Origin of the sequence: Algoriphagus vanfongensis DSM 17529 (assembly GCF_000429465.1) — a bacterium.
Classification (GTDB): Bacteria; Bacteroidota; Bacteroidia; order Cytophagales; family Cyclobacteriaceae; genus Algoriphagus; species Algoriphagus vanfongensis.
The window spans coordinates 48,866-62,265 of the sequence record NZ_AUBX01000001.1 but is presented as its reverse complement, the minus strand read 5'-3'; the positions used below and the strand labels follow the sequence as shown (position 1 = coordinate 62,265).

Annotated in this window: 7 protein-coding genes; 5 read left to right on the top strand and 2 right to left on the bottom strand. The window is 40.4% G+C overall.

Annotated elements, in window-relative coordinates:
• A complete protein-coding gene (locus G460_RS0100275; RefSeq protein ID WP_026953507.1) occupies positions 1–876 on the top strand; it encodes an S-4TM family putative pore-forming effector in 876 nt (291 codons plus the stop codon).
• 472 nt (positions 877–1,348) lie between these two features.
• On the opposite strand, the gene G460_RS22480 is transcribed toward G460_RS0100275, so the two are convergent.
• Positions 1,349–5,629, bottom strand: a complete 4,281-nt coding sequence (locus tag G460_RS22480) for an NACHT domain-containing protein (RefSeq protein WP_051315835.1) — start codon at positions 5,627–5,629, stop codon at positions 1,349–1,351.
• A gap of 197 nt (positions 5,630–5,826) precedes the next feature.
• Here G460_RS22480 and G460_RS0100265 point away from each other — a divergent pair, with 197 nt between their 5' ends.
• Positions 5,827–6,789, top strand: a complete 963-nt coding sequence (locus G460_RS0100265) for a hypothetical protein (protein WP_026953506.1) — start codon at positions 5,827–5,829, stop codon at positions 6,787–6,789.
• 104 nt (positions 6,790–6,893) lie between these two features.
• On the opposite strand, the gene G460_RS0100260 is transcribed toward G460_RS0100265, so the two are convergent.
• Positions 6,894–7,226 (bottom strand): helix-turn-helix domain-containing protein, encoded by a 333-nt coding sequence (locus G460_RS0100260; RefSeq protein WP_026953505.1) that lies wholly within the window; start codon positions 7,224–7,226, stop codon positions 6,894–6,896.
• A 392-nt stretch (positions 7,227–7,618) separates the two neighbouring features.
• Between G460_RS0100260 and G460_RS23120 the strand changes: the two genes are divergently transcribed.
• From G460_RS23120 to G460_RS0100250, 3 genes are all read left to right on the top strand, one after another.
• Positions 7,619–7,819, top strand: a complete 201-nt coding sequence (locus G460_RS23120; RefSeq protein ID WP_157366820.1) for a hypothetical protein — start codon at positions 7,619–7,621, stop codon at positions 7,817–7,819.
• 394 nt (positions 7,820–8,213) lie between these two features.
• Positions 8,214–9,932: a TlpA family protein disulfide reductase gene (locus G460_RS0100255; RefSeq protein WP_026953504.1), complete on the top strand. Its 1,719-nt coding sequence runs from the start codon at positions 8,214–8,216 to the stop codon at positions 9,930–9,932.
• 40 nt (positions 9,933–9,972) lie between these two features.
• A complete protein-coding gene (locus G460_RS0100250; RefSeq protein WP_026953503.1) occupies positions 9,973–13,161 on the top strand; it encodes a SusC/RagA family TonB-linked outer membrane protein in 3,189 nt (1,062 codons plus the stop codon).
• Positions 13,162–13,400 lie beyond the last annotated feature (239 nt).

Genomic DNA, 13,400 nt, shown 5'->3' with positions numbered 1-13,400 from the left:
ATGAACAACATTAAATTAAATCAGGAACTACCTCAAAATATGAAGTTCCTAAAGGCACAGAGGGTTATTTATGCAAATGCCAAGAAAATTTATAGGTTGCAGCTTACTATAACAATTGTTGTTGTTGTGATACTTAATGTTGTAAAGCTTACACAGAAAAGCTTCACGAGCATGGACTTAACACCCTACATAGCTTTAGTTTCCGTATCAATCACCTTATTTGACTTACTTTTTCTATCGGGCTATTTATCAAAATTTAAAACTAATGGAGCTAAAGTGCAAGAATTGTTTGATTGTAATGTATATAATTTGGAATGGAATGAAACAAACAGTGGAGAAAAACCAGAAAACTGGGTTATTGAGGATGCTGAGAATAAGTACGTTCACAACCCCAAAGCTCCACTATCTAATTGGTATCATATCGAACTAGATGGTTTAAATCAACAAGAGGCAATACTTCGATGTCAAGAAACAAACTTAGAATATGATCGAAAGTTAAGATATCATTTTAAAAATGATTGTTTGATTGTTTGTTTGTCTATTGTGGTACTATCTTTTGCCGCAGCAACAATAATAAACGCTTCATTACAAGGTTATTTGATAAATTTTATTGCGCCCACCTTGCCTCTAATAGTAATTTTAATAAAGTTGGTAATAGACAATAATAAAGCTGTTAAATCATTAGAAGAAGTTAGAAAAGCTGCAAGGAAACTTCGTAACTCCGGTGGAATTCCCTCAATGACACAACTGAGACAAGTGCAAGACAAACTCTATTGCAGTAGAAAAGATAGTAGTTTGATTCCTGAAAACTATTATCAATGCAGAAGGTCAAAATTGGAAAATTCTACGAAGAGTAATGTCGCAAATCCTCTATAAAAAACAATGTGTTAGATAGGAGTAAAAATGCCCGAACCGCTAACAAGGTATTGCCAAATCGGGGCTGAATGGCTTCGTTTGGACATTTGTAGAAGGTTCAACATCGGTAATTCTATTGAACTTTTGTGCTAAAAATCCCCGCCTTCGGCAATACCCGTACCGTTAGCGGTCAGTGTAAAACCCCAAACAACAAACAGAACGATAGAATGAATTTAAGTTATCTACATACGCCTTCACAGATTATAGTTGACCCACCTATTGATACGACAATTCAAGAGCTTCCATTAGAAAAATTATCGTGGGAGGACTTTGAAAAACTATGTTTAGTTATTGTATTTTGACAGTCCAACAATTAGCAATTAGATTTAAAGGGAGGCTGAGCATGGACGTAGAATAAAAATTAATAATTCAGTTCCCTTCCCGAGGGGTATCCCTCGGGAAGGGAAGGACAGAGTTTAGCTAACACTCCCATTTAATTCAATACATTTTCCATAGCTTCAAGTGCTTTAAATCTTATTGAAGGAATGCCAAGAAGTTTATCGAAACAGTCTAATGCGGTCTTTTGCTCGCCGCGGTATTTAAAAGGTTCAAGCCTCAGTCTGGAATATATTGCTAATACAAGAACTAATGGTTCATCCCCAAGATAGGCTTTCTGACTGATATCAACCTTCTCCGGGATATTCATTTTCTCCAATAAATCCAAACATTGTTTTGGATAAAGAGATGAACACTCCGTCAAAAACTCTAGCAGATATCTAGGGTCTTTACTAAACTGTTCGGTAGCAATGTATTTTTCTATGAAGCTGTAAAGCTCTCCAAAGTTTTCAATTTTAAACACCCTAAGTACTAGCCCTGAAAATTCGTGAGAAAGATCGAATTCGGTATGTGACAAACATCTTTCCAAAACTTGCATTGATCTCTTATCGACAACGCCATCTCTTATCAAAAGACTTTCAGCGACATCAATTGCACATTTTATTGCTTTTTGGCCAAGTTCCATAAAATGGTCATACATTTTATAATCATCAATATGCTCAAAAATCCAACTAGTTACAAAGAAGTAGCATTTATCAAATAATTCTTCGTGCAACAACATTTCCGTAAAGTAAAAACCCATCCTATCATGGAACTTATTGTTAAAATACTGTGCAGGATTGATGGAGTATTTTAGAATATGTGAATCCTTCAGGGCGATAAGTTGCTGGAAAATGGCAAAAGAACGTTCGATATCAAAGTGGTTCAAGTATGCAAGCTGAGACATTACCCCTGCCAAAATCGTAGTTGATGGGCTGTTTTTTGGATCAATGACGAATTCAATCGTGGAAAGAACATCCTCCTTGTACTTTGGATAATCGAAAAGGTAAAATAAATTGTAAATAGCTGACCCTCTTGGTGTATTGATAAAATCTAATTTTGGATCATTAGGGTTCAGCACATCATCTCTATACCCTTCCGATCTAGCGATGGAAATCAAAAAATCTTTGATATCCTCAGTGACCTGCTTCGTATCGATTAGGTATTTGATGTGCCAGGTGGTATACAAAGTAAATTCTTTGTTTAAGGGTAGCTTTATTTCCCTCCTAACAAGATCTGCGACCTTCTCAGGATCATATTTTGCCTTGATCAATGCAGATATACCATGAGAGATGTAACTATAAGATATACCTTCCTCATTAAACAACTGCCGAATAAAACCACGGAAATGTTCGGGGCGCCTTTCCACCACACTTTCAAAAGATCTCGAATGCTCAAGTAAACCTCCCTTGAAAAAATCTTCAGAAATAAAACTTTCATTAATCTTCCGCATACTTTTCAGCCAGGCATCGAAACTGAATTTGTTAAAATTCGCATTCGATAATGGGGAACCTACACCCCCAAACCTACCTTTGTTCTTATCCAAAGCTTTATTATGATCAATTTGTCCAAAACGCCTTTCCAACACAAGATATAATTGCTTCAACTCACGATCATTTTCCAGAACTTTTTCCGGAAGTGCTTTTAAAAACAAGTATTTTTTTCGGCCGATGTTCAGACTAAATTTCTTCTTGCCTTTTTCTTCATATTTCCATATCTCATATGGATGGGAGATATTGAGTAGTAGATTTTTAACCCTTTGATATTGTGCTGGATCAAAAAAGGATATGGCTTTTGCAATCATTCTACGAATGTTTAGCTGAAAAAAATCATCTAACCCCATCAAACCATTCTTTGATTCGATGATCAATAGTAGTTGGAAGATTTCCTCAACAAATTCACTAGCCCTATCCCTCATCAATTTTGCTATAAGAGTGAGCAAAAGAACGTAGTTCGTCGTAGAATATTTTTGGAAAACCTCTTTAAGTTCACTTCTTTCGGACGTGCTATAATACTTAAGCAGGTAAAAATCTATCGATTTTTCATCTTCGCTGTCTTTATAAAACAGGCCATTATCAAGTTGATAGGAACCTAGCAATTCGGAGGTAATTCCTAAATACTCAGAATAATAGGCGTGTTTTGTTTCTTCCAGAATTTCTAATTGCACCGACAATAAAAATTCAGCGGTACTTTGAGGGTTTTGTTGATACAGTTTATCAATAATTCTTTCAAAGCGATAGTCGAACCGAAAACGTTCAGTACGACTTTTTGTTTCCAATATTACTGGCTTTAGCTTTCCAAATACATATCCCAGATCAAAAGGTGCTATTTTTTTTAGGGTCTCGAAATACCAAAGTCCTGTGTTTTCATCGTATGAAAAGTAGTTATCAAAAAAGGGTAAAAGGTTTACTTCCCAGTTTTTGACACTCGGTATAATATATGAGATTAACTTCTCTTTTTCCTCAAAATTGCTATTCTTCAGATATTCTATAAGTAGGTTTGGGTTATGATTTATGTTACGGTGAAGAATTCTGTAAATATCATCGTGATTGCCGTTGAGCAGATCATTCGAAATAAAAAATTCGATCCAACCTTTTGAATTAAATAAGTCAAGAAACAATTTTCCATATTCATTCGCTAGCATATCGCATACGAACTCTTTCTCCTTTTGGGATGGAATTTCTACAAGTCCAAGTTCCAGTACAAATAGGTATTTGATATGATACCTTATCTGATTTTGACCGATTATGTTTTTATAGAGCTCTATATATTTATGATGGTCAGCCTCCCTAAGGTACTCGATAACGGTCTTGATCAAAGACCTAATATACAAGTTCTGGCCTTCCTCAAAAATATAATCGACTAGATTTTTCTCGGAGATTACGAACCATCGAGCCAGATAATACTCATAAAATGATTGATGAAAAAAAGAAAGTTTATTTCCGTTCTGTACCAAAATTTCATGAGAAACTAGATAACTTATTTCAGCTTTGAATTCTTCAAGATATGTCAACTCTATCAGATTTGGATGCTGTTCGTACATCCTTTTCACAATTGTATTTAGGCATTCAGTGAGTAAAAGTTCCCTCGGTGTCATCACTTGACCCCACAATTCGGAATAGAGTTTAGTTAATGAGATTCTGGACTGTTTCTGCAACAGTTGCTCCAAATTTGGAATCTTAGTGAAAAGTTCAAGATTATAAGGTATGGTAAGCAGTTCGATCAACAATTTACTTTTCGCTTCAATTTTAAGCAGTTTTAAAATATCTGTTACTTCCTTCTCAGACAACTTACCAACCTCAATCTGCTTGATAACTTTTGTATTATTAAATTTTCTCAGATCGGCATCATACTCAAGGTCGAAACTCCTAGTCGAGATAATTATTCTTGAATTTGGCAGCTTCAGAAGTTCCTGAATAAGCTTGATATATGTCAGCAACCATCTCCTGTCTGTTGACAAGGTCTGAGACAATGCGTCAAGCTGGTCAAGTACTACAACAAACTTTTCGCCTTTGTCTCGAAATACGTTAAAAAGATCATTGAATGATGTTACATCTGTGAACAACTGCTGGGAAAGTCCGTTCAAGTTGACATCATAAAACTGGTCACATTTGAGTGCGAGAACAACATACTCTTGTTCATTTGTCAAATGACAGTAGACATCATGTAGAACTGTTGTTTTACCAACACCTTTTTTGCCTTTGACAACGAGCACTTTTTCTAAAACATCCCTGCCAGGAAGATCCCTTTTTACCCAAGCTACAATTTCCTGAACTGCTGGTCTCTCAATATGGGCTAGTTTCTCCTTTGAAAAGTAATTTTTGAGATTCTTAATGTAGTTTGAAGCAGACAAAACTTCCTGATTCAGGTCAAACTTTTTTCCGACGACAGTGCTGTGAATCTCCCGCACTGCGTTTTTGATTTCTATTTCAAAGACTTCATCATACAGACCGGAAGTTTTTAATTCATCGATAAGATCGGCCCCATCCATAAGTTCGATGCAATCATTTGGCAACCCAAAGGTCTTCATTTGCTTGTTTTTCCAACTTGCCCACCATTTGTGCTCTTGGATGCTCAACTTTCCTGGGACACAGAGTATCCAATTGCTAACCTGAAAGTCAGCTGAACTTATAGCAGTCTTAAAAGATTTCCTTATTTGTGCTTTTTGGGATCCCTCAATGCCATTAACAAAAAACTTGCACTGGATTACCTTTATCTGCTGATTTTCGATATCACCAATAAACACATCGACTCCACCGTCACCGATGTTAACCCGTACCGATTTCACGAATTCCCCTTTAAATTTATGTTTGAATACCCTGGTACAGATTTCTTCAAATTTACTGCGGGCACCAGCTGTTTTGTATCTATTGACAAGGGATATCCATTCGTCCATCATATATGTGTATAATTGAAATCCCAAAAATGTATTGGAAAGAACCTTCTCAATAGACTTGTAATCACTAATAGGGAGGTTTACTCAAAAATAGTCAATTCAATAAAAAAAGCGTAAAAATGATTTAATCACTGTTCTTTTGTCGTAAAATCAATATTCATCGTCAAGTCAAGCATTTTAAACCTTAGGTTCACGATCGCATGGGAAATACAAAAAATCTGGAAGATTTTCGGTTAAACAAGTATTTGGCACCGCATCTAGCGTGGCTGAAGTATGGACCTGATAAGGCGGTTGAGATGTCATATTCCATTTATGCTATCCACGCTTTTTATAGTACGATGGAAGATATTAAAGATCTGGAACAGCAAGACACCTTTGTCAACAATGGCCGCAGATCTAATGTCTCTATAGCCCTGTGGTTTTTAGCCTTAGAATCTTTTATTAATTGTATTTGTAAAATTATCTGTTTGCGGCAAGATCAAAATTTCACAAAAGAACTGAGTACGAAATCGATTGGTAAACGGCTTGGGTTCTTGTTTGATATTTTTGAGGTTGAGGGTGAAGCAATGCGAAAATCTGGGTTAATCGCCCGTGTGAATGAATTCGTGCGATTTAGAAATGAGATTTTTCATGACAGGAACATTGGCGAGGAGATCCACTTCCATAAGACTAATTTCTCACTACGGCCGTTTTTCAGCAATCAAGTAGACGTATTTCAGTCATTATTAATTTTTATTGAGGTTTCCTATGGGCTGCGTTATGTCATCAATGGGCTGGATCTGATGGCTAATGTATCGATTGGCAAAAGTGAACTGCTGATTTTTGAGAAACTGGATAAACTTTACAATTCGTTCTTGAAAACTTTTTTTAAACGGGTATTAGAAAAACATGAGCTCACTACAAGCCTAAATCTGAATATCGAAGATTATTATCAGCCTTTGCCATATAGTAATACCTTTTTTGAAATTGGAGAAGTGGTTCCGGTGTTTCAGCATCAGCAGCAGTCTGATTTTATACATCCACTCAATAAGGAGAAAACTGCAATCGGTGCCGGTTTATATGCTGGTATAATCGAGGCTTCAGGTAAAACTAATGGCCACTACGATAGCATGAATTTCATCCTTGACTGGCCAAAGATGTATTCTAAGAGTAGGACTAGTTAACCTTAGGCGATTCCAATCCTTAGTCAACTGGACTAAAAAGCTTTAAACAACCCTCTTCCCTTCCTCGATAATCACATGCCTCTGGATTAAAGGCTATTTTGAATTCACCCTCGTAATTTTAAGTATTGCTCAATTGCTTTTTCGTTCGATATTTCATCAAATTCTTTTGCAAATTTTGGAAACGGGATGTCAAGTGCTTCTAAGCACTTTAGTATAGTTGATAGTTTTGCGGAAGTTTTACACTGAATAATATCGGAAATAGTAGCCTTTCTGACTTCGGAATTGTAGGCTAACTCTTTATACTCAAAGTTAAGACCTGTGGGTATAGTTTTCCCTTTCTTTTCTAACTGCTTTTTAATTTCATTTTCTGTCTCAATTTTTGATGAAAGAAAAAGTGAAATTTTCCCTCTGATTATCCTTTCGTCATGTTTTTCCATGACATTAAGGAATAAAATCCATTTTTTTTACAGTTACGCTATTCCGTAATTGAAATATTATGTCTATATTTCGTACAGTTAGAGCTTGAAAAGTAGTTCAAAAGAATAAATTTTCTCTAACGTTTATTTAATCGTATCACGAGCCTCGTAACAAAATCTGACAATTTTCCGAACGAGGGGTAAGTGAGACGAGCCACAGCCTTATATTTGTACATAGGGTGGGCTCTCTCCTTATTTCTAATGTTCGGACCTTTATGAAATTAAAGGTGGCTTGTCAGAGCCATGTTACACTAGGATTTGGAGTTTTGCTCACCCTTACTTTTTTTGTAAGTGTTTGCTGTCCTTTTCTATAAGACTCGTTTTACCATTTTTCATTTCTAATGAAAACGAGCATGAGTAATTTACTTTCTATTCTGTTGCAGACAGTATCCTGTAGGATCCACAGGGTGGGAGGGTATGCTCAGTTGGTAAGCGGGTCATCTTGTTCTCCCCCGATAGCTATCGGGGCTATCACACAATATCTAATCCCAGAGGAACTCGGCATCACCGCGGTAGATCGCCTGTATCCTCTGAAACCAAAACAGCCTGTCTGAGGCTGACTTTTTACTCTGATTGCTTCCTAAGGACTTTGTATACTCCGAGGGGACTATCCTTACTAATCAGAGTTGACGAATCCGATAAGCCATCCACTGCAGGGATTCTGCTTATCTCATTACTTATTTCTTAACCAATTGCTGGTTGCCTGAAAAGGGCAGGGTGGGAAACCTGTGCGCCGTGGCGTAGATATGTCTTTGCTGTACCAAGTATCAAGAAGTTAGATCTAAGAAGCTAGAGTCAAGAGCCTAGAACCAAGCGTCTGTGAGGGTGCTTTCAGGCTTCTGACTTTAGCTTTCAGATTTCTCTTCTGATCACTGCGAATGATCACTGACATACTCTAGTCTCCTGCCTGTCCGCCGTGGCGGATCTTCCAGCTTAAAATTCAAAAGCATGAAAAAATTGATACTCATATGCTTCCTGGGAGGGGTATGCCTTGCCGGAAGTACTTTGACAGCACAAGTTGCTGATCCACCCGGGGCGGATTTACTTCTTCATAGGTCTATGCCCCATCGGGGCGGGGATTCCCGCTCCGATACTTTCTCTAAGGGATTTAGTTTAGTTGATGATTCTATTTCTCTTCGGCAGGAGAGCTTAGCTTCTTCTGCCACTGGGGGAGCTTTGATTTATGGAGAGCTGATCAATCCGGATTCTTTGGGGCCTTTAGCGATAGAGTTTCGGCCCTACTACCTGGATCCTAAGTCATCCTTTATGGTAGAGAAATTGGAGCCGGATCTTTTGCCAGGGGAAACCTTTGACGGGGTCATGAATCCCATGGTCAGAAAGTTTATTTCCCCACTGGATATGGGAGCTCGGCCGGGCTATTTCTCCATAGCATTGGGAGGGAGAACCATCCTGTCAGATTATATGGTCTTGCCGGGTGATAGTCTGAAGGTGGAACTGGATCTGAGAGAGCTGGATGTCTTGTTTGGTGGGGATAATGCCGCTTTTTATGAAGCGCAATATGCCATTGCCAGAGAGGGGAGGCGTGTCGCATTTGATGGTCCCCGGCAGCTGATCGCCAAATCGGATAGCAGGATGCTCAGTGCCCCTGGAAATCAGGAGAAGCTGGAACATTTTCAAGATGAATTCGGCAGCAAGTTGCTGGTCATGGCTCCGGGCAAAGAAAGTCTGGACTATCTCCTGTTGGGTTTGAAACCCGATCATCCACGCTTGCTGGGAATGCTTGCTGTGTTGGAGAACTATCGAAGCAGCTTGGATGAAATGGAATATGAGCTATTGAAAGCAGAGATCCATGGTTCCGTCCTATTCTCGGTGTTGACCACTTTTCGGAAGTTTCATTTTCCTGAGTTTGGGAGGAGATTTAATGAGGCAGAGCGAGCATCCTATCAAAAGTTGATTTTGGATTCCTTCGAGGTTTTTCCTGAATCTGAAATAGGAGAATTGACCCGCTTGGTATCCAAGGAGTACCTCAACTATGCATTGGAAAAATGCATGTTGATGGCCCTCTTTGAAGGTAAATCTCTCTTGCAGGTGGTGGATTCTCTGTATTCCGGAGAGATGGCGCAAAGGCTGAAAACAGCCTACCTGTCCAATTATTTGTCACAGCTTCCCGATCAGCCATATGTGCTGGAAAAATACCTGGCCGAAGTTTCTATTTCTCCCTATCGAGAACGGATAGAAAGTCTGAAGCGATCCCATGTCCCAGGTGGTTTGGTGGAGCCTGTGAATCTGGTCGATATGTCCGGGAAGCAAATGACCGAAAATGATCTCAAAGGGGAGCCCACATTGCTATACTTCTATTTTTCCTCCTGTCCACACAGTGCCTCTTATTTTAAAGATTACCTCTTTCCCCTGTATCAGAAAGTGAAAGATCAGGGGGTACGTCTGATCGCTGTTTCGGTGGATGAGGATCCTGATTTATGGAAAAGCAGAATTGATACCTATTCGGATGCTTCTCTCTTGAATGTGAATCTAAGAGGGGAATCCAAGAGAAGGTGGAAAGAGATCTATGAAATCCATGGCTATCCCAAGGTCATGTTTCTGGACAGGGATACCCGTATCCTGTCATTTGATATCCGCACCATGGGAGAGGATCAGGAGAGTCTGATCCACGAGTTTAAGACACAGTTCCAATCCGAGTTGGACTGATCCGACTCAATCAACAATGAAAGACATGAACTTGATAAAAATGAAGAAATCTATTGTGTTGCTGTTCTCCTTGCTACTAGTAGTAGGGATGGTGCAGGCACAGAATGCCTCCAGGATTCTGGAAGGTATGGTTATGGATCAACTGGATTCTTATCCTTTGCCAGGAGTGAATCTATTGGTCAAAGGAACGGTTTATGGAACCGTCACAGATGAAGAAGGAAGGTTTTCCTTTCAGGTTCCCCAAGGCGAGGTGGATTTGGTGATCAGTTACATTGGTTACCGATCTTTGGAGCTGAAAGTCCCAGCCGGACAGAGCCGATTGGAAGTGATGCTATCACAGGAGGATCTGAGCCTTCAGGAGGTGACGGTGGTTTCTACTGGATTCAGCGAACTTCCCCTGTCCAGAACCACCGGTTCTTTCTCGGGAATCAATCAGGAGCTGGTGGAACGAAGGGTTTCCACTAATCTGATAGACCGATTGGAAGATGTGACCCCGGGATTGATTTTTAACCGGGATCTTTCAGGTGCAGAACCCGGAGAAAGTATTTCCATTCGTGGTACAGCCACTTTGCTTTCCGATAGTCAACCGCTGATAGTAGTGGACAATCTGGCCTATGATGGTCCGATCTCCGGAATCAACCCCAATGATGTGGAGAGCATTACGGTACTGAAAGATGCAGCTGCTGCCTCTATTTGGGGAGCAAGGGCTGGAAACGGTGTTATTGTGATTACCACCAAGCGAGGTGCGTATGAGCGACCGATGCAGGTGAGTCTGACTGGAAACCTGAGTTTTCAGCCCAAACCTGATCCTTTCCATTATCCCACCATGGCTATTTCATCTTTGGTGGATAAGCAATTGGAATTGTATGAGGAGGGCTATTACAATTCCCTGATCGGAAACCGGAGAAATCCTGTAGTTGCGCCATTGGCAGAACTCCTATATGCGTTTGATCAAGGTGATATCAGTCAGGAGCAATTGGATGCCGGAATTAGTCGTTACAGAACAACTGATCTCAGACTGGACCAAGAAAAGTACCTGCAACGCACTGCCGTACATCAGCAATATGCCTTGCAATTGTCCGGGGGAGCCAAGAGAAACACGTATCAACTGAGTGTGGGGTGGGATAAGAACTTGAATACCGGAATAGCATCAGATCTTAGCAGAATTACCCTTTCCCTGAATCAGGAATGGAAGTTTTTAAAGGAGAAGCTACAGGTGCAGACGGGGATTTACGGAATTAAATCAGAAACCTTTGAGGGCACGCCAAATGTGGCAGGACTATTTCCCTATGAAGGGCTGGCTGATGAATCGGGAAATCCTTTGGAGGTGTACCGGGATTTCTCAGTAAGATTCAAAAATTCGATGGCTGATGTAGTTGCCTTGCCTTGGAGTTATGTCCCTTTGAATGAGATCGGGCTCAGTCATACACAATCCACCCGAAATGAACTCAGATTAAACCTGGGTCTGAATTATGATATAAGTGAGAGTCTAAGCTGGACTGCCAATTATCAATATTGGAATTCTCAGGGAGCAGTCAGGTCCTTGGATCCTCTTTCCTCTTACAATGCCCGAAACCTGATCAATTCCCTGACCCAAGTAGGGGAGGACGGTTCTTTGAGCTTTCCGGTTCCTATGGGAAGTATCCTGGATCAGAGATATTCAACTGCTTACAGCCATAGCTTTAGAACCAGACTAAATTTTAATCGGACCTGGGCTGATCATAGAGTAGATGCATTTATTGGAGGAGAGTTAAAGGATTTTCAGACGGAGAATTATGGGAATACATCCTATGGATATGATGAAGATAACGGTACCTCACTTCCGGTAGATTATCTGACCCGTTTTGTCAATCTGGGTACCCAGCGACTTCAGAATATCCCTTTTACCGAAGAATTCGGGGGAGGAGTCAATCGCTTTGTCTCTGCCTTTGGAAATGTGGGCTATTCCTACAAGGATAAATACCTATTCAATGGAAGTCTTCGGCGTGATGCCTCCAATCTGTTTGGAGTAAACACCAATCAGAAATCCGTCCCGCTTTGGTCAGCCGGATTGGGCTGGATTGCTTCTCAAGAGGAGTTTTTAAAGTCGGAGATAGTCAGTTTTCTAAAGCTCCGCTTGAGTTATGGCTATAACGGAAATACCAATTCCAATGTCACTGCCGTAACTACCGCCACCAGCTATGCCGGTGCACAGAATCTATTGACCCGCTTGCCCTACTTGAGCTTGAGAACTCCACCTAATCCAGAACTAAAATGGGAGCGGATCAAAATAGTTAACACAGGATTAGACTTTGAACTGTGGGAGGGAAGAATCGGTGGATCTCTGGACTACTATCAAAAGCAGGGCTTGGATTTGTTGGCCCCGATCCCGCTGTTTATTTCTTCTGGTTTTTCAGATGCTACCTTAAATTATGCTTCTACCCGTACCAAAGGATGGGATTTTGTGATCAATTCCAGAAACCTGAATGGGGAGTTTCAATGGAATACCAGTTTCTTTTTGAGTTTGCTTCAGGAGGAGGTGACAGAAGTCGAAAATGATCCCTCCGCCACGCAGTTGATCAATTATAGTCCTTCGCTGCCTACCCCGGCGATTGGTAGGCCTCTGTATTCCATTTACAGTTTTCCATTTGCCGGTCTGGATCCGGCTGATGGAGCTCCTTTGGGAATTGTGGATGGAGAACCGAGCCGGGATTATGGTACTATTTACTCTGAGGCAACCCAAGAAACAATCCAATACCATGGCAGCGGCAGACCGACCCGATTTGGAGCTCTAAGAAATAGTTTCAGTTATAAGGGCTGGAATCTTTCAGCCAATATCTCCTATAGACTGGGCTATTATTTCAGAAGGCCATCAGTGAACTATGATGACCTTAACAGGGGGGAAATAACACATGCAGACTATGAGAGCAGATGGAGAGAACCGGGAGATGAACAGTCCACCAATATTCCTTCAGATCCGGGGCAGGTAGATGCCTATCGCTCCCAGTTTTACTTGAGTAGTGCTGCTACCGTGTCCAAAGGGGACCATATCCGTTTTCAGGATTTGAGACTCTCCAAGTCATGGGACAAGGCATTTGGAAAAGCGAATCGGGCAGGTCATGTAGAGACCTATGTATACCTCAATAATCTGGGAATTCTCTGGAAGAGCAGCAAGGAGGTCAAAGATCCTGATTATTTGGTTCAACCTAGTCTGTTCTCCTTTTCTATGGGTTTCCGGGCCAGGTTCTGATGTTGAAGGTGAAAGGAAATTGACTATGAAGGTGAGGTAGTTTTTCCCTCTTGAAATGGCTCAATTTCCTTTCTCACCAATCCTAAATAAGATATGTCTATCCGCTTTCTGTCTTCTTAAGACTATTCGAGGACCGAAGAGCAGTAGTGAGATTTGGATCAAACCTAGTCCTGCTTCGTTTATCGAACCTCGGTATTGATTAGCAAAGCAAATTGGATAAAGAAATACAAGCAGATAAG

Excerpts from the sequence above, each read along its gene's own strand:
- G460_RS0100275 (WP_026953507.1), top strand. The coding sequence starts at position 1 with ATGAACAACATTAAATTAAATCAGGAACTACCTCAAAATATGAAGTTC.
- G460_RS22480 (WP_051315835.1), bottom strand. The coding sequence starts at position 5,629 with ATGATGGACGAATGGATATCCCTTGTCAATAGATACAAAACAGCTGGT.
- G460_RS0100265 (WP_026953506.1), top strand. The coding sequence starts at position 5,827 with ATGGGAAATACAAAAAATCTGGAAGATTTTCGGTTAAACAAGTATTTG.
- G460_RS0100260 (WP_026953505.1), bottom strand. The coding sequence starts at position 7,226 with ATGGAAAAACATGACGAAAGGATAATCAGAGGGAAAATTTCACTTTTT.
- G460_RS23120 (WP_157366820.1), top strand. The coding sequence starts at position 7,619 with ATGAGTAATTTACTTTCTATTCTGTTGCAGACAGTATCCTGTAGGATC.
- G460_RS0100255 (WP_026953504.1), top strand. The coding sequence starts at position 8,214 with ATGAAAAAATTGATACTCATATGCTTCCTGGGAGGGGTATGCCTTGCC.
- G460_RS0100250 (WP_026953503.1), top strand. The coding sequence starts at position 9,973 with ATGAAGAAATCTATTGTGTTGCTGTTCTCCTTGCTACTAGTAGTAGGG.